Here is a 16,590-nt window from a genome sequence, read left to right as displayed (position 1 = left end):
CAAAAGAATAAAATGAAATATCAAGTGATATCCTCTATAATTAAATTTTTTGAATGAAGAGATGACGATTCGTGTAGGAATTAATGGTCTTGGTAGAATAGGCAGAAGTGTATTGCGTGCTATTTATGAAATAGAAAAGTATAGTGAGCAAATAGAAGTTGTAGCTATCAATGGATCGCTCGGTGCTGAGCAGCATGCACATTTGATTAAATATGATTCTGTTCATGGCAAATTCAGTGGTGATATTGATTTTAATGAGTCTCAAAATTGGATTTCTATAAATGGCAAAAAGTTTTCTTTATATAGAGAACGGAATCCTGAAAATGTTCCTTGGAATGTTGATGTAATACTTGAATGTACTGGTGCATTCAATAAACGTGAAGAAGCAATAAGGCACAATGCAGAGAAAGTAATTGTCTCTGCTCCAGTTCCGGATGCTGATGTCACTATAGTTTATGGTGTGAATGACGATATGCTCGAAAAAGAGCATAAAGTGATATCAGCAGGTTCTTGCACTACAAATTGCCTTGCTCCGATTGTGAAAGTCCTACATTCTGGTTTAGGCATAAAAAGCGGTTTTATGACTACTATACATGCCTACACGAATGATCAAAATATTCTTGATGGTAATCATAAAGATTTGCGTAGAGCAAGAGCTTGCGGATTATCTATGGTGCCAACTACAACCGGGGCAGCAAAAACAATTGGTTCTATAATTCCTGAATTAAAGGGCAAGCTAGATGGCACTGCCGTCAGAGTTCCAGTTAGCAATGTTTCTATGGTTGATTTTACATTTACGACTGATAAGAAAGCGACCGTTAAAGAAATCAATGAAATGTTTAAGGATGCAGCTCTCTCTTCTACGTTATTCCAGCGCGTGACGCTGGAATCTAATCCAGTGTCAGCTACTCGGATGACATCAGAGGGTACTAGGATGACAGAGGGTTCTCCAATGTCAAATGTACTTTCTATATGTACGGAACCTTTAGTTTCAATAGACTTTGTGCATAACCCTTATAGTGCAATTGTGGATTTAACTGGTACATATGTTACAGGTGATATATGCAGGGTTGCAGCGTGGTATGACAATGAGTGGGCTTTTTCGCTGAGAATGTTAGACATAGCATTATTGAGCTATAGTAAAGTATGAACTGGAACTCAAACAAATACGCCTCATTTTATGAGCACTTTGCGGAACTCAGAAAAAGAGTTATCTTTTGCTTTCTATTTTTTTGCATTGCTTTTGGTTTTTGTTACTACTTTAAGGAAAATATATACCGTTTTTTACTTGCACCTTTAATAGAAGCAACAAAAGATAGCAAAGGTTTTTCTTTAATTTACACAGACTTAACGGAGGCATTTTTTGTGTATCTTAGAGTTGCAATGATGAGTGCACTTTTGCTCTCTTTTCCTGTGTTTGCATGGCAATTCTATATGTTCTTAGCACCTGGGTTATATAAAAGTGAAAGGGCAGTGTTGTTGCCATACTTAATTGCAACACCGGTTTTATTTGTAACGGGAGCTACTGTAGTCTATTACTATATATTTCCTTTAGCCTGGAAGTTTTTTATCAACTTCGAACACAGTGGTAAATCCTTCGATATACCGATAGAGTTTATGCCATCAGTTAGCGAATATTTAGATCTCGTTCTCCAATTTATGTTTGCATTTGGCACTGCATTTCAAATTCCAGTAATACTCACATTGATGGTGAGAGTAGGGTTACTCACTACACAAAGTTTGTCAAATAAACGTAGAATCGCAATAGTGGTAATTTTTATTATTGCTGCAATCTTAACTCCACCTGATGTATTAAGCCAAGTAGGGCTTGCAATACCTATGCTGATTCTATATGAATTGTCCATTCTGATATGTAGGTATATTGAAAAAAAGAAGACAAAGATTTAAACAAAGGAATCCCTCTCATCTCCTTTATATCACATTTTTAACTTACAACATTCTTATTCAGGACTTAAATATGGAAATGTTTCATAAATTGATTGTAATACTTTGTTAAGTTCAGCCTTACTTTTGATGATCAATAATACTGTATCATCACCTGCTATAGTTCCTATAATTCCTATGTTTTTGCTATTATTTAATGAATAAATAACATACTTCTGATCTAGAAAGTAAGCTAGGCTGCTAGCTTGTCCTGGTTGAGTGTGTAGTACTATTAAACCAAAATCCGAAATTTGCATATTAAGTATTAATGGTAATCGATATTGGTTGATGTCAATTACTTTATACATACCAGCAACTTTGGCAATTTTAAGTTCTTTCAATTTTCTTGATAAAGTAGCCTGAGAAATGTTATACCCTCTTTTTTTGAGTAAGGTCTGTAAATCGCTCTGTTCTAAAATTTCATGATTTTGAATAATATTTAAAATATGTTCACCTAGTGTGTTGTCATGCATTATGCATTTTCCTCATATTGAATATGTAATAAGTATATTTGAAATTATATTCATTATTTCTTGACTATTCAATTTTTAATGTCTATATTCACAAGATGAATAGAATATGAATATAAATTAGTAATATGAAAAAATACATTTTAAATGCTATTATAGCGATAAGTATTCTATTAACAGGATGCAAGGAAGATAAACACGATAATATCATTAGATTTGCAATTTCTGCAGATTATCCACCTTTTGAATATTATGAAAATGGTAAATTTACTGGCTTTGACATTGAGCTTGCTCAATTAGTAGCAAAAGAGTTAGGTAAAGAAGCGATATTTAAAGATATGCAGTTTAGTACTATATTTGCAGCATTGCAAAGTAATTCTGTAGATGCTGCTATATCTACTATTGGTAGCACAGAAGAGCGTGAAAAAAATTTTGATTTTTCAAATAGTTATTATACAGGGGAATTTGGTATTCTATATCACAAAAATAAACCCATAGCCGGTATAAACAACTCAACTCACAAGAAGATAGCCGTTCAACTAGGAACTGTCATGGAAATTTGGCTAAAAGAGCATGTTCCTACAACAGCTCAAATTATTGCTATAGACAATAATAATCAAGCTGTAGAAACATTAAAGTCTGGTCATGTTGATAGCGTCCTAATTGATGAATTCCAAGGTAAAGTATTTAGCAAAAAAAATCCTGGTCTATCATGGTCAGCCATCGCTAAGTCAGATAATGGTTATTCTATTGCTGTGAATAAAGGATCTGATTTAAAGGATAAAATAAACGAGGCGTTAAAAAGTTTAGAAAGTAAAGGTGTAATACAAAAGATAGCAGAAAAATGGCTAGGAGATAACTGATGCAAGAATTAATTTCTAATTTCTTGTTTGTTGGAACAGGCCTTGCCTTTACTTTAAAATTATTGATTGGAGGACTGCTTTTAGGTATGAGTCTAGGAGGGTTATTTTCAGTACTCAGATATAATAAGATCTGTATTCCATTAATTAATGGAATTATATCTGTAATACGTGGCACCCCCCTTATATTACAGTTAAGTGTTGTTTATTTTATGACTCCAACCATTGCAGGAATTAAATTAAACATATTTAGTGCTGGCATTATAGCATTTGGTCTAAATAGCTGTGCTTATATTGCTGAGATTTTACGAGCTGGTATTGAAACTATATCAAAAAACCAGTTTGAAGCAGCTAAAACTTTACAAATACCTAGTTTCTATATGTGGAGAGATATTATATTACCACAAGTTATTAAAAATATTCTTCCTGCAATGATAAATGAGATCATTGCACTCCTTAAAGAAACGGCATTAATCTCTACTATTGGTGGTGTTGATATTATGCGCTCTGCGCAAATGCTTGCAGCAGAACAATTTACTTATTTTATACCACTTTGTCTTGCTGGGGCTTATTATTACGCTCTTGTATTACTAATTGAATATATAGGCAAAAAGATTGAACAGAAAGGTATATATGATAAAAATGCATAATGTTTGTAAATTATTTAATAATATTCCAGTACTTAATAATATTAACCTGATTATAGAACAATCTATAGTTGGTCTTGCTGGTCCTTCTGGTAGTGGTAAATCAACATTGTTACGTTGTATACAAAAACTCGAAGTTTTAGATTCTGGTAGCATTGAATGCAATGATAGTACTGGTTTTGTATTTCAGGATTTTCAACTTTTCCCACATATGACTGTCTGGGAAAATCTTACATATGCTCCCAAACTTAAAAACAAAACTCAGGATCAAAGTGATTCACTACTTGAGTCTTTGGGTATTGCCTCTAAAAAAAATGATTACCCTAGTAATCTATCCGGTGGGCAAAAACAGCGGGTTGCGCTTGCCAGAAGCTTAATGATGAATCCAAGGATTCTATTATGCGATGAGCCAACGTCTGGTTTAGATGTAGCAACAATAGTCGACGTTGTGGAACTATTACAATCAGTTAGAGATATGGGTATTACTATGATTATCGCTTCTCACAATTTGGATTTTTTAACAAAAATATCAGATCGGATTATTCTGTTAAAAAACGGAAAAATAATTGTAGATATCAATCCTAAAGAAATTGATGAACCAACAAACTATTTAAAAAATAATTATTAAAAGAGAATCACTCATATCATACTGAGAGCTATAACAGATCTTAGCATCGAAAATTACATAATATATATTATGGAAAATAAATTACATAATATAAGAAGCAACGCTAAAAATAAAATCACATAATATAGCAAACTATAGCTAACCCAAGAAAGGTTTTCCTACGTCATACCGCCGCGATATCTCAGCATAGATTCCGCTAACAAGTAGCGGAATGACGAATTTGTGTTTTTCAAACTGTCGGTAAATCTAAGTCAGTTTAGCTATATGTGTCAAGCACTGGGATGACACCCTCCTGATGGGCCAAAATCACAATGTTCGTACAGTTATGGAATGAATCGCGGTATGACGTGTTGCTTTGATCAGCTATAAAGATGATGCTGCGGAAGTTTTTAGTACTTGCTCGCAACTTTCAACAATTTAATAGCACTGGTGTTTACAACCTCTCCGCCGACACGCTTAGTGACAAAAAACCTCACATAAGGTTTATTCGTATAAGGGTCTCTTAATATTCTCATTCCTCTGTTATCTACAATCTTATAAGCTTGTTTGAAATCTGCCATCGCAATTACTGGTAGCTGATTGTTTGGCGCTGGTGGCATATCGGCAGATTGATATACTGGTATTCCCATTAAGGTATCTGGGGCTTTAAGCGACAAACTTGGTTGCCAGAGATATTGACCTGTTTGAGCTTTTAGTAGCCTAATGTCCTTCAACGTACTCCTGTTCATCAAAAATGACGCATTTTTGGAATAATATTCGTCCAGAGAGTAATACAACATCATTATTGAATCACTATCTAATTTTTCAGTTTTAACTTGCTCTATTTTATTATAACTGTTTCCATTTTCATAAGCTAAAATTCCTTTTGGTTGAAAAGTGCCCTCACCCTTAATGAAGGCTTCGCTTTCTTCCTTACTAAAAGTCTCGGCAATCTTTTCCACCAGCCAACTCTCAACATCGACAAACGCATCATCGAGTAACTTTTGTGATATTTGTGGTTGAGCATATAACTCGTAAGTTGTGACGGAAATCTTTTGGATTTTGGGCGTGTCCGTATCTTTTGCAAAATCATACTTAGACTTATTGCCACCGTCCTCATCATCTACTGTTTCACTGCTCCAACCTGCACCGGCGCGGTCAAAATCTTCTATAATGTAATCCAATGTTTCAGTAGAGATTCTTTGACTGGAGCATATTTGTCGCATTGGGAACGAATCAGTTACGCGCTTGTTTATGCGTTTTACAATATGCGGAGTAACTAGATACCCACCGATATCACTGTCATCTCCACTGAGGGTTTTGTGTGATAAACCGCTTTCCATTCCCTTGCGGATATAATCAGAAAAATATTTATCGCTTGTGCTAAAATCTGTATTTACTTCTGGGCGTTGAGCTGCAGTTTCGATCAAGTCTAAACGCTCTTTGCAACTATCAATGGCATTATTTACCTTGCATAGCTGCTCAATTGTTGCAGAATCAGCACGCCCTTTGCTTTCAATTTCTTTTAGTTTGCGATCATTTATTAATTTAAATTGCTCCCATGATGAAGCGAGTTCATTGATACGGTGAGCGATATCGGTAAGTGACATAATAGCCTCCTTTGAAAATGAAATAAAAATGGAAATAAGGTAATAGGAATGGCATCCATAGATGTTTCCCACAGTTGTACGAATATTGCAATATGGTACATAGTAAACGATGTCATTCCAGTGCTCCCTTTCTTGTCATCCCAGTGCTTGACACTGGGATCCAGCTTCTATGCAACTTAATTAAAAACGTTTGTTTTAGCGTAAGACAACTACCTTTAGCTCATCAGCTCAGTTATAAGCAAAATTTCTGGATTCCAGTGGGCTTTGTTGCATCACACTTTATGAGATGGTGATTTATGGTAAATTCATGTAACTATTTCAAATTTAGCCATACCAATATCAGTGAATTTATTAAGCAAATAGCATTTGATTAGCAGTTCTTTTTCTCGATTTATCTCAGATTTATTCCTAAAACTAAATCCGAATATTTGCTTTAATCTTGAGAAAAACCCTTCAATATAAGATCTTTTCCCATAATTTACTTCTTTTTTCCATTCTTTCATGCCATCTTCACCGTATAATTTTATTAACCTAATAGCAGCATTCCTGTCAGACATATAATCTATTTCTGGATGTTCTGCCGCATTGTTTATTGGTGGAATTTTTGTCTTTATATCATATTTGTTACACAACTTATAAAACTTGTGCCTATCACATGCTCTATCTGCATATAGTGCTTTTATGGCATGCTGAAAATCAACTTCTTTTAGCAAATCACAAGCTCCATAGTGATCAGAGTAGACACCATTACTGTATTTTACAGCTATGGCTTTTTTGTTGTTTATATTCAACATTACGTGCAATTTTCTCGTTTGCTCATAGCCACGATATTTTCTGTCAGTGCTATTTTCCTTGCTGTGACCAGGAGTGTTGTTGTATATACTAATTCCTGTACTGTCTATAGCAATTTCGATATCTTCCATATTATTTTTATCAATTCTGCAATCATTTATCTTAATATTAAGTTTCTTAAACCTTCTTGATGCTTGTGAATAGCTGATAACTGCCAAATCTCTTCCTATTTGTTGCAAGTACCCTTTTATAAACCCGACTGTTTGTCTTAAACCAATTCTAAAGAAACTGACGATTATATGCACCAAAATCACAACTTTATCACTATAAATATAGTTGCCGCCCTGCATTTTTGGACAATTCTCGTACCAATTTTCTATGGCGTCATTGATATAACAAAAAATGCTTCCTCTTTCTTGGAGAAATTTGTTATATTCATGGCAGTTACTGACTCTCATTTTTTGTGGCATATTTTTTCTTCAACAGTTAAATGGCTATTTATAATGAATTTTGTCAGTAACTGCCAGTTCTTTTCACTTGAGCGATGCAACAAAGCCATTCCAGTGTCAAGCACTGGAATGACATCATCTGTTGTGCAATTTACCTTTAAAAATGAATGTTCGTACAGTTATGTGCTTGGCACTGAAATGGCATCATTTTTTATCTGTTGAAAATGTAAACCGAAAAATAGCGTGGCACTTTGTGCCACGCTCAGCACTGTAAGCTTAATCCAGTAATTAAATTAAGCGAGGTAAAATAAAAGATAATGACACTATATAATGTTCGTTCTTTTATGTCAAGCACTTTTTTGAATTTTTTTGGTGATAATTTTTATCCAGTTATTTTATTATTGTAGTATAATTTCAATGCCAGATACTATCATTATGATCACTATCTAAATTTAAATCGTAATTATCATCAAATTTATATATCCCCTCCATCTCTTCTCTATGCAATTCATGTGAATCACCTAAAGCTTTTTGATTAGAAACGTCAACACAATACTGTAACAGTGCTCTTAATGCTCCAGCACTATCTTGATCTAAATTAAAATTGCTAAAATCAAATTTCTGCATATTCTCCACATGTCCTTCTCTACATAACCTACATATCTTAGCAAAAGCCCTTTCACTTTCTCGACTCCAAGCATTAAGAAAGTAAGGATCTACTACTTTGCTAAATTGTTTCTCTATCTCTTCAAGAGAGCTCTCTGGATTAAGTTCTAATATTACTTTGAAAATCCCACTGCCATGGAATCTATAAAATTTACTAGATAAGCTATCTTTTACAAAATTAACTGCATCATCTATTGTAACACCAGAGCGAGATTCAAATATCATCTCAAATGCTCCATAACAACTATCAATACCAAAATTAATTATTTTTTCCATAAAATCAATTACCTCTTCTAAGGAAATTTGTGGCTTATTCCTCAAGATAACTTCTAAACTCTTGACAAAATTATGCCCATGCTGACCCATAGCATGGGTTTTCCCATTTATTGTATAATGATATAGCTTCTTATTTTCTATTATATGCTTATTGCACTGGTAGATATGTAGCTTATTCAATTTGCCAGAATATTCCTCTATTTCCTTATCTGGTAATTTTGAGCGGAATTCCTTGATTACTTCGCGTATTATTCTATTGATATTACTCATGCTTATTCCTAATTAATATGTTAGTATTTTTATAAATTAAGTTATTATATTAAAATTCTTTCATGGATTTCAATATTAGCTCCGCACTACTTGTAGTTTTTGTAATGGGTCTGCCAATGACGATATAATCAGCTCCTGAATTTATTGCTTCTTTTGGTGTTGCTGTTCTTTTTTGGTCGTCATGACCTGGATCTATACGAATTCCTGGAGTAATAATTTTAAAGTCTTCACCGCATTCTCGGCGCACTTCTTGAGCTTCTAGTGCAGAACAGACTACTCCATGGAGTCCAATCTTTTTTGCAAGCTTTGCAAGCAAAATTACCTGTGATTTTGCCTCTCTTGCTACTCCAAGCTCGTTTAAATCCTCATTGCTCATACTAGTTAGCACTGTCACTCCAATCAGCTTTATTTTTGTGCCTTGCACTACACTTAGCGCTTCTTCAAGCATTTTTGTTCCACCGCTGATGTGCAGAGTTAACATTTCAATGTTCAGAACTTTTATTACTTCAACTGTTTTGGCTACAGTGTTTGGAATGTCATGCAATTTCAGATCTAAAAAAATTGGTACATTGCATTTTGCAACTTCTTGCACTCCAGAAAGACCTTGAGCAGCAAAAAATTCTAATCCCAGCTTTACCATACCAACTTTACCACGCAGAGCATTAGCTAGAGAAATAGCCTTATTTAAGTCTTGTGTATCCAGTGCGCATATTATTGGGTTCATTATCTTGCATGATTTGTCTTATAATAAGACTCATTGTTGTGTTTTGCAAATACTTTCACTCTGATTGAACTGACTGCGTTCATAAGATTCTGTCAATAGTGAATTTGGCAACTTGGTCGGGGTGGATGAGCGACTGACAAATAATGATTCATATCCAAGACCTTCCAGCGAAGAAGAAGGCGTTTCGTCTGGCAAAAGCCGTGCAATTTCTCCTTGTAACGCAGACTTTAATATTTGAATCATATCTAATATTGCTTTTCCATCATTATTTCTTATTGGTTCTTCTATATTGTCTGTTACGCATCTTATCAACAGTTGCGCAAAATTCACTTGTTTTTCTTTCTCTTTCAAAAAATCTTCTATTTGACTGTCTCGTTCTAAAAGTGAATTTCTTAAACTTTTTACTTCATTATTACAATCTTTTCTTATCCCATCTAACTCAAAAGATTGATTTTTAATTAAACCATTTGCTTCATCTAACTCTTCAAATTTCTCTTTTAATTCTTTAGATAAATTTTTCTTTTCTTTGTTGACCTCTTTAATTTTACATTGTAGCTTATCTAAGTTTGCATGCAGCCTTTCTTGTTCTTCACGTAATTCCTCTACTTCTTTAGAAAGTTTATTTTTTTCCTTATTCAATGCCTCTACTTTTTCACTAAGTTCATGTTTTTTCTCACGTAGTGCCTTTTGTACTTCACGTAACGTTTCTATTCTATCATTCAACCCCTTATTCTCTAGCTCTAAATGTTTATTATCATCCACTTCCATCTTCAGCTTTGCAATAAATCTACTTCTTTCTTCCAACTGTTTCTTCAAACATGAGATTTCAAGTTTTAATTTCTCTTCCTGCTCATTAAGCTTACCTATTTCCTTTCTTGTTTTGTCCAATTCACTGTCTATTTCAAACGTACGATTCTTTGCTGTTTCTAATTTTTTCTCTAAAGATTTTTTTTCTTCAAGAAGAGATTCTCTCTCAACTTCTGACTCATTTACTTTCTGATTCAATTTTTTTGCTCTCTTGTCTAAATTTTGCTTTTCTCGAGTTAATTCATGTAATTGATTCTTCACTTCTTTGTTTGCAGCTTCTTCAGCTTCCTTTCCTAGAGTTATTTTATTTTCCAACTCTTGCTCTTTTTGAGCGAATTTATTTCTCTCAATCTCTATTTTCTTATTATTACGAATTATTTTATATAAAAGTGCAAGCACCAAAACAGATAATGCAGCTAAAGCGAGAGTTAGAGGAAGAGGCACATTAGAAGTTACAATAAGCGCTAAAGATGTAAGTAACGTAAGAGTAGCTAAGGAACTAGCTACAAAATAAAATGCATTAGCCTCACTAAGCAAATTGCTCATTACTCCCCTCCTCCCCCACGTTCAGCAGTCTTGTATATATTTATTAAAATTCTCTTATCTGTGGAGGAATTATAGTGCTGCACCTACAACAAACTTCCCATTTTCAGTCTACTAGCTAAAAATGGCTAAGGTTTTATGTATCCAGTGTACAACTGTACTAAAAATGTGTGGCAGCTGTTGGTCGGGGTAGAACGTCCACTGGTATATCCAGGATCTTCCACAAATGAAGGAACAGACGTTTCGCCTGGCAAATATTGTGCAACTTCTTCTACTAACACGGACTTTATTGCTTGAATCACTTGTAATATTACTTTTTTATCATCATCTCTGATCACTTCATTTTCCCTTACTAATTTTTCTACCTCATCTGTTATATACTCTATCGTCTGTTGCAAAAAAAGCACTTCTTCTTGTTTCTTTTTCGACAAATCTTCTTGAAGTTGTTCTATTTGAGAGGATTGCTCCAAAAGTGAACTGTTTAATTCTTTCACCTTATTATCGTGATCATCCTTCACTGTTGTTAATCTGTTATCAGATTCTTTCTCTTCTTTTTGTAAAGATAATAACTCCTTTTTCAGCTCCTCAATTTTAGATAAGTACTCTTTCTCCTTTGTACACAATTTATCAACTTTACTTTCAAGATCAGTGCGCTTTTGACGTTCATCACTAACTTTACCTTCTAATTCTTTCTTTTCCTTTTTCGACTGGCATAACTTCTTCTCTAATTCTTCTATGTCGCTTTCTGAGCTCTCATGTTGTTCTTCCGATTCTAAAGTTTTTAATTGTTTTACTTCTTCTACTTCTACTTTTTTTCTTAACATAGTTAATTGAGTATGCAGAGAAGAAGCTTCCCTACTTTTATGTTCTAATTCCAAGTTTAATTCATCTTCATATTCCAATCTTAAGCGTAACTCATCTTCATATTCTGACTTTAAACATAACTTATTCTTTTCACTTTCTAATTTGCATTGACACAATTCCTCCATTAAAGAATCTACTCTTTCATTCAATCTTGTATTTTCATCACGTAACTCTTGGTGTTCAAGAGAAAGCATCTCCTCCTTATGTTTTAACTGACCTTTTACTTTTGCACTCAATTCTGTATTTTCATCGTGTAAATCTTTGTTCTTATTATTAAGGGCACCTATCTTACCCTCTAATTCTCGGATTTGATTACCTTTATTATTTAACTCTTTTGTAGCATCATCTAATTTTTGCTGTGCATCATCTTGTTGTGTCTTTAACTGCTCTATTTCCTTATTTAACCCTGCAATTTCGCTTTCCAAATCTTGCTTTTCTCGAGTTAATTGATCTTTTAATTCCTTCACTTCTTTATTTACAGCTTCTTTAGCTTTTTCTCCCAGAGCTATTTTACTTTCTAACTCTTGTACCTTACTCTCTGATTGTTGTTTTACGCTTTCTAACTCTTGCTCTTTTTCAGCAAATTTATTTTTCTCAACCTCTCTTTTCTTATTATTACTAATTATTTTACATGAAAGTGCAAGCACCAAAATAGAAAGTATAGACAAACTCAAAGCAACAGGAAGAGCTACATTAAAGGCTGCAACTGAAGACAAGAACTTAACATAAGGGGCAACAGCAAGTGTCCCAGACGCAAGCAATACCAAAGTAGCAAGAGCACCAGCTATAAGATATGGTGCATTGGCTTTATTATATAAATCCCCCATTATTATTCCCTCACAACCAATAATGACTATGATAGCATAGATATCAAAGGAAGTGAAGCTATAAAAATCAGTATAAGTCTATATTCACTATGTATTTCCCGTCTTCAGTTTCAAGCTCATACTGCATCCACTCTATCGTTTCCGCATTGCACACTGCCTGCAAATCATCCTGTGCGGATTGATCCAACTTATCCTCTTGTACGCTCGCTTTTATCATCAACTTTTTTATCAGATGCTTAACTGATACATTATTATCTGCCTTCATCTTTCTAATAATGTTTAATATCTGAATAACATTATCTCCCATTTCCTCTGAATATTTATCGTAGATAAGTTCTTCTTTGCTCGGCCAATTACTTTGATTGTGTACAGAATTATAACTATACAACTGGTGGTATATCTCTTCTGTAATGTAAGGCAAGAAAGGTGCAAATAACCGCAAAATAATATTCAGTACATATGCCAAACTTTGTTTTACACTGAAGGTTGCTTCACTGCTTCCGTACGCGCGTTTTTTTACTAATTCCAAGTAGTTATCACAAAAATCCTTCCAAAAAAATTCTTCTACTGCACTCAAAGCTTCGCAGTATTCAAACTGTAATAGGTTATTCGTTGCTCTACCTATTACTTTGTACAGCTTAGACAGTATCCATTTATCCATCGTCTCACTGATGGAATTTATGCTTACTGTTTGATGCTTTTCCATGAACATGGAAACAAACTTGCTAGCGTTCCAAAGTTTTGTAACGAGGCGCTTGCCAATTTTGAATATATTTTCAGAGTAGACTGTATCAACTCCAAGCCTTGAGTTCGCTGCCCAATAGCGCACTACATCAGCTCCATAAGTTTCAAGTATTACATGAGGAGTGATGATGTTACCCTTTGATTTACTCATCTTTTTCTTATCATCGGTTAAACACCAACCGCTGATCATAATGTTTTTCCAAGGTAAAGAATTTGCATGATAATGTGCCTTTAAAATAGTATAAAAAGCCCAAGTTCTGATTATCTCATGGCTCTGGCTGCGCAGATCTGCAGGAAATATCGTATCATAGCGATGATTTGGTAAGCTAAACTCACTGTTTACTGCCAGTGCACTCAGTTGAGGAGTAATTGAACTTGTGGCCCAAGTATCCATTACATCTTGATCTGGGATAATCTCTTCTTTGCTATACCCTTTTGGTAAATCTTTCGATGGATCTATAGGTAGGGCATTTATTTCAGCTAGGATGATTTTGCCCTCTTCTCCTTTACGCTTGGAATACCACGCTGGAAATGGCACACCAAAATAGCGCTGCCTTGAGATGCACCAGTCCCAATTTAGCCCTTCTATCCACACTTCCATACGTTTACGCATATTGCTTGGGTGCCAATTGCATTCTTTTACTTTATCTAATACTTGAGCTTTTTGCTCTAAAGTCTTGATAAACCATTGATAAGTAGGTAATATCTCAAGTGATGCACCAGATCTTTCTGCGCACTTAACAGAATGAGAAATGTTAGTGCTTTCTATCAAAAGTCCTTTTCCACTCGAGATTTCAATCATCCTCTTTCTTGCTGCTGTAACTTTCAATCCATTTATTTCATCGTAGATTCCAGTGTCAGCTACTTTCATGACGCCGGGGTGTGGTGGAATGACATCATCTAGGTTCATCCTCCCATCCTGATCGATGATAATTTTCATCGGCAGGTTATGCTTTTGCTGCCAATATATGTCGAGTTCACCACCGAATGTACAACACATAACAAGCCCGGTACCTTTATCTATTTTAACCTTATCATCTGCTATTATTGGAACTTTCTCCTCTGTTATTGGCACTACCGCTGTTTTTCCGATCAGATGAGTGTAGCGCGTATCCTCTGGATGACAAAAAACTGCAACGCATGCTGGAAGTAGTTCAGGTCGCGTAGTTGCAATATTGATCTGCTCATTTTCTTGAGTAGAGAAAACTATCGTGTTTAAGGATGACTCAAAAACTTTATCTTCTATTTCTGCTTGCGCAATTGCTGTTTTATCAACCGGGTCCCAAAGGATAGGCTGCATTTTTCTATATGCATATCCCTTGTTATATAGATCAATAAACGACATCTGTGAAAGCGTCACAGTTTCCTTGCTGATCGTGTGATATTCCAAATCCCAGTCATAACTAATGCCGACCGATTTAAATAGTTCCTTGAATTCTTGCTTTGATTTTTCAATAACCTCATGGCACATCTCTATAAATTTTTCCCTACCAACTTCTTTTGCGCGGGTTTTATAGGTTTGCTCAACCAATCTTTCAGTGGGAAGCCCATTATCATCAAACCCAATTGGGTAAAACACATCTTTTCCCAGCATGCGCTGAAACCTTGCAATAAAGTCCGTGTGGCAATAGCTAAATATATGGCCAATATGGAGTTTTCCCGATATTGTCGGTGGAGGTGTGTCTATAGTGAAAGTGTTATCCTTTTCACCATTCCATTTATAAACTTTACTACCTTCCCATAATATGTTGTATTTGTCTTCAACTTCTTTAAAGCCGTATTTTTCTTTTAACATAAATATTTCTCAATTTTAAACCTTAAGCTAGCAACGTTATACCGCCGCGGTATCCCTAGATCCCGCTAACAAGGAGCGGAATGACGATGGTCGGTAAACCTAAATTACTTTAGCTATAGCACAATTAAGTAAATACGGCAATTTTACGCCAAAATTTTTTGTTTACGAACATAAATTTTCTATGCTATGATAAAAATATTACTTGATCTTAGGTTCTAAGGGTATTATGTAATGTTAATTATATATATTGAGGTTTAATATGTTGAACTCAAATGAAAATCAAAATTCTTCACCTGAAGTACTTGCTGCACAAACTGAAGGTACGGCAACTGAGGCAACCACAGCAGTGTTGGATGATAGCACAGGACAAGAAACATCAGAAAACGATGCTGGTAATATCAGTAATGATGAGGTTATGTCGAACAATGAAGATGATCGAAGAGTTGGTTTTAGTAGTAGCACGTCATCAAGTAAAGATCTTGTTAATGAGCAAGAAGGTGTTACTGAGTTAAAAAAAGGAAAAGGAAAAAGATCAGCAAGTAAAAGACTACAACGGAGTAAGCAGCAGTTAAAGGAGAAAGACGAGGAAATAATAGCATTAAAAGCTCAACAAAATACACAAGAAGTTGCGGACTTACAGCAACAGTTACAAGCTAAAGACGAGGAAATAACAGCATTAAAAGCTCAACAAAATACACAAGAAGTTGCGGACTTACAGCAACAGTTACAAGCTAAAGAGAAAGAAGTTGACAAGCTAAAGAAGGAAAGTAAAGAATTAGAAGCTGAAAACAAAAAAATTCAACAACTAAAACAAGGCAATGGAGCACGGTACACTGCTACTGTTGGTATGGGTCTTGCTGCTGGACTGATAGCATTTACTGCACTTGAACGTACAGTGAGATTAGATATTTGGGTAATGGTTGGTATAGCAGTAGCATCTGCACTCGTAGCCGGTGGTATTACATATGCAGCATTACCTAGTACTCAAGTAGATGGGGCAAAAGCACAAGAAGTAAGTGGGGGAAAAAACAAGGTAGCTTAACACAGTTTGTTGAGCTGAGACGTACGTGTCAAGTAAAGCACTTGACGCGAACTTCAGTTTTTGTATTCCTTCATTAGCATAATATAATTTTGTGCTGATTGTGTAATATGTTTAATTTCTTCATTTGACATTTTTTTGAAGAATTTTGCTGGCCTGCCAGCCCATATTTCTCTACTTTTTATCACTTTTCCGTGTGTTACCAGTGAGCCAGCAGCTACCATAGCTTCAGACTCCACAACTGCATGGTCCATCACGGTAGAGCCCATACCAATAAACGCTTTATCATGCACCGTGCATGCGTGCAACATACAAAAATGTCCCACTGTTACCATGCTGCCAATAATTGTGTCACCACCTGGGTTTCTATCCACATGAATTACCGTTCCATCTTGAATATTTGTTCCATCACCTATTTTTATTGATCCAACGTCCCCTCTGATTACACAATTAAACCAGATGCTCGCATTTCTTCCTATTTCAACCTTACCTATGATATGCGAACCACCTGCGATGAAAGCACTTTCGTCTATTTTTGGTTCATAATCTTTGTATTTTAAAATGTGATACATATTAAGCCCAAAGTCTTATGCATATGTTAATCAAAATAAGGTAGGCAGTAAATACATACTTAGGTTTCAAGCTATTTGGGTGAC

General features: G+C 34.9%; 17 protein-coding genes. 8 read left to right on the top strand and 9 right to left on the bottom strand.

All coding sequences use genetic code 11. The annotated features are described in order from the left end of the window. Positions 1-61: 61 nt before the first annotated feature. Positions 62-1,150 (top strand): type I glyceraldehyde-3-phosphate dehydrogenase, encoded by a 1,089-nt coding sequence (locus tag ONI09_RS03890; RefSeq protein WP_265013732.1) that lies wholly within the window; start codon positions 62-64, stop codon positions 1,148-1,150. Continuing rightward, positions 1,147-1,908 (top strand): twin-arginine translocase subunit TatC, encoded by a 762-nt coding sequence (tatC, locus tag ONI09_RS03885; RefSeq protein WP_264707549.1) that lies wholly within the window; start codon positions 1,147-1,149, stop codon positions 1,906-1,908. Before ONI09_RS03890 ends, tatC begins: the two co-directional genes overlap by 4 nt. Before the next feature lie 53 nt (positions 1,909-1,961). On the opposite strand, the gene ONI09_RS03880 is transcribed toward tatC, so the two are convergent. Then, positions 1,962-2,417 carry an arginine repressor gene (locus tag ONI09_RS03880; protein WP_064125001.1) on the bottom strand — a complete coding sequence of 152 codons (456 nt, stop codon included), beginning with the start codon at positions 2,415-2,417 and terminating at the stop codon, positions 1,962-1,964. Positions 2,418-2,542: 125 nt separating this feature from the next. On the opposite strand from ONI09_RS03880, the gene ONI09_RS03875 reads away from it, so the two are divergent. From ONI09_RS03875 to ONI09_RS03865, 3 genes are read left to right on the top strand one after another with little or no spacing between them, the layout of a single operon-like run. Then, a complete protein-coding gene (locus ONI09_RS03875; protein WP_265013731.1) occupies positions 2,543-3,277 on the top strand; it encodes a substrate-binding periplasmic protein in 735 nt (244 codons plus the stop codon). Next, the gene (locus ONI09_RS03870) at positions 3,277-3,924 is read left to right on the top strand and encodes an amino acid ABC transporter permease (protein ID WP_007548901.1); all 648 of its coding nucleotides are present in this window, start codon (positions 3,277-3,279) and stop codon (positions 3,922-3,924) included. The genes ONI09_RS03875 and ONI09_RS03870 overlap by 1 nt, the downstream gene beginning before the upstream one ends. Continuing rightward, positions 3,917-4,549 carry an amino acid ABC transporter ATP-binding protein gene (locus ONI09_RS03865; protein ID WP_236718395.1) on the top strand — a complete coding sequence of 211 codons (633 nt, stop codon included), beginning with the start codon at positions 3,917-3,919 and terminating at the stop codon, positions 4,547-4,549. The genes ONI09_RS03870 and ONI09_RS03865 overlap by 8 nt, the downstream gene beginning before the upstream one ends. 389 nt (positions 4,550-4,938) lie before the next feature. On the opposite strand, the gene ONI09_RS03860 is transcribed toward ONI09_RS03865, so the two are convergent. After that, on the bottom strand, positions 4,939-6,138 hold the full coding sequence (locus ONI09_RS03860; RefSeq protein ID WP_265013730.1) for a phage major capsid protein: 1,200 nt from the start codon (positions 6,136-6,138) through the stop codon (positions 4,939-4,941). A gap of 48 nt (positions 6,139-6,186) precedes the next feature. On the opposite strand from ONI09_RS03860, the gene ONI09_RS03855 reads away from it, so the two are divergent. Next, complete coding sequence (locus tag ONI09_RS03855) at positions 6,187-6,318, top strand: hypothetical protein (RefSeq protein ID WP_255356234.1); 132 nt, start codon at positions 6,187-6,189, stop codon at positions 6,316-6,318. Between the two features lie 125 nt (positions 6,319-6,443). Here the strand turns inward: ONI09_RS03855 and ONI09_RS03850 are convergent, their stop codons facing one another. After that, positions 6,444-7,400, bottom strand: a complete 957-nt coding sequence (locus ONI09_RS03850; protein WP_253303014.1) for an IS5 family transposase — start codon at positions 7,398-7,400, stop codon at positions 6,444-6,446. Between the two features lie 33 nt (positions 7,401-7,433). Here ONI09_RS03850 and ONI09_RS03845 point away from each other — a divergent pair, with 33 nt between their 5' ends. Continuing rightward, positions 7,434-7,601 carry a hypothetical protein gene (locus ONI09_RS03845; RefSeq protein ID WP_265013729.1) on the top strand — a complete coding sequence of 56 codons (168 nt, stop codon included), beginning with the start codon at positions 7,434-7,436 and terminating at the stop codon, positions 7,599-7,601. A gap of 192 nt (positions 7,602-7,793) precedes the next feature. On the opposite strand, the gene ONI09_RS03840 is transcribed toward ONI09_RS03845, so the two are convergent. The 5 genes from ONI09_RS03840 to ONI09_RS03820 all read right to left on the bottom strand — a co-directional run bounded on the left by ONI09_RS03840 (position 7,794) and on the right by ONI09_RS03820 (position 14,895). Next, entirely contained in the window at positions 7,794-8,591 is a 798-nt protein-coding gene (locus ONI09_RS03840) for a hypothetical protein (RefSeq protein WP_155968486.1), read from the bottom strand. A gap of 49 nt (positions 8,592-8,640) precedes the next feature. Then, positions 8,641-9,315 carry an orotidine-5'-phosphate decarboxylase gene (gene pyrF, locus ONI09_RS03835; protein WP_006280567.1) on the bottom strand — a complete coding sequence of 225 codons (675 nt, stop codon included), beginning with the start codon at positions 9,313-9,315 and terminating at the stop codon, positions 8,641-8,643. Between the two features lie 30 nt (positions 9,316-9,345). After that, complete coding sequence (locus tag ONI09_RS03830) at positions 9,346-10,668, bottom strand: coiled-coil domain-containing protein (RefSeq protein ID WP_265013728.1); 1,323 nt, start codon at positions 10,666-10,668, stop codon at positions 9,346-9,348. Positions 10,669-10,793: 125 nt separating this feature from the next. Beyond that, positions 10,794-12,356: a hypothetical protein gene (locus tag ONI09_RS03825; protein ID WP_265013727.1), complete on the bottom strand. Its 1,563-nt coding sequence runs from the start codon at positions 12,354-12,356 to the stop codon at positions 10,794-10,796. 67 nt (positions 12,357-12,423) lie between these two features. Continuing rightward, positions 12,424-14,895 (bottom strand): valine--tRNA ligase, encoded by a 2,472-nt coding sequence (locus tag ONI09_RS03820; RefSeq protein WP_265013726.1) that lies wholly within the window; start codon positions 14,893-14,895, stop codon positions 12,424-12,426. Between the two features lie 259 nt (positions 14,896-15,154). On the opposite strand from ONI09_RS03820, the gene ONI09_RS03815 reads away from it, so the two are divergent. Next, positions 15,155-15,937 (top strand): hypothetical protein, encoded by a 783-nt coding sequence (locus ONI09_RS03815; protein ID WP_265013725.1) that lies wholly within the window; start codon positions 15,155-15,157, stop codon positions 15,935-15,937. Positions 15,938-15,990: 53 nt separating this feature from the next. On the opposite strand, the gene ONI09_RS03810 is transcribed toward ONI09_RS03815, so the two are convergent. Further along, the gene (locus ONI09_RS03810) at positions 15,991-16,506 is read right to left on the bottom strand and encodes a gamma carbonic anhydrase family protein (RefSeq protein ID WP_264707561.1); all 516 of its coding nucleotides are present in this window, start codon (positions 16,504-16,506) and stop codon (positions 15,991-15,993) included. Positions 16,507-16,590: the final 84 nt, after the last annotated feature.

This window comes from Wolbachia endosymbiont of Drosophila pseudotakahashii, assembly GCF_026015925.1.
In the GTDB taxonomy this organism is placed as follows: Bacteria; Pseudomonadota; Alphaproteobacteria; order Rickettsiales; family Anaplasmataceae; genus Wolbachia; species Wolbachia pipientis.
This window is presented reverse-complemented; position numbering and strand designations above follow the sequence as displayed.

Coding starts and splice junctions, on each gene's coding strand:
- ONI09_RS03890 (WP_265013732.1), top strand. CDS start 62: ATGACGATTCGTGTAGGAATTAATGGTCTTGGTAGAATAGGCAGAAGT.
- tatC (WP_264707549.1), top strand. CDS start 1,147: ATGAACTGGAACTCAAACAAATACGCCTCATTTTATGAGCACTTTGCG.
- ONI09_RS03880 (WP_064125001.1), bottom strand. CDS start 2,417: ATGCATGACAACACACTAGGTGAACATATTTTAAATATTATTCAAAAT.
- ONI09_RS03875 (WP_265013731.1), top strand. CDS start 2,543: ATGAAAAAATACATTTTAAATGCTATTATAGCGATAAGTATTCTATTA.
- ONI09_RS03870 (WP_007548901.1), top strand. CDS start 3,277: ATGCAAGAATTAATTTCTAATTTCTTGTTTGTTGGAACAGGCCTTGCC.
- ONI09_RS03865 (WP_236718395.1), top strand. CDS start 3,917: ATGCATAATGTTTGTAAATTATTTAATAATATTCCAGTACTTAATAAT.
- ONI09_RS03860 (WP_265013730.1), bottom strand. CDS start 6,138: ATGTCACTTACCGATATCGCTCACCGTATCAATGAACTCGCTTCATCA.
- ONI09_RS03855 (WP_255356234.1), top strand. CDS start 6,187: ATGGCATCCATAGATGTTTCCCACAGTTGTACGAATATTGCAATATGG.
- ONI09_RS03850 (WP_253303014.1), bottom strand. CDS start 7,400: ATGCCACAAAAAATGAGAGTCAGTAACTGCCATGAATATAACAAATTT.
- ONI09_RS03845 (WP_265013729.1), top strand. CDS start 7,434: ATGAATTTTGTCAGTAACTGCCAGTTCTTTTCACTTGAGCGATGCAAC.
- ONI09_RS03840 (WP_155968486.1), bottom strand. CDS start 8,591: ATGAGTAATATCAATAGAATAATACGCGAAGTAATCAAGGAATTCCGC.
- pyrF (WP_006280567.1), bottom strand. CDS start 9,315: ATGAACCCAATAATATGCGCACTGGATACACAAGACTTAAATAAGGCT.
- ONI09_RS03830 (WP_265013728.1), bottom strand. CDS start 10,668: ATGAGCAATTTGCTTAGTGAGGCTAATGCATTTTATTTTGTAGCTAGT.
- ONI09_RS03825 (WP_265013727.1), bottom strand. CDS start 12,356: ATGGGGGATTTATATAATAAAGCCAATGCACCATATCTTATAGCTGGT.
- ONI09_RS03820 (WP_265013726.1), bottom strand. CDS start 14,895: ATGTTAAAAGAAAAATACGGCTTTAAAGAAGTTGAAGACAAATACAAC.
- ONI09_RS03815 (WP_265013725.1), top strand. CDS start 15,155: ATGTTGAACTCAAATGAAAATCAAAATTCTTCACCTGAAGTACTTGCT.
- ONI09_RS03810 (WP_264707561.1), bottom strand. CDS start 16,506: ATGTATCACATTTTAAAATACAAAGATTATGAACCAAAAATAGACGAA.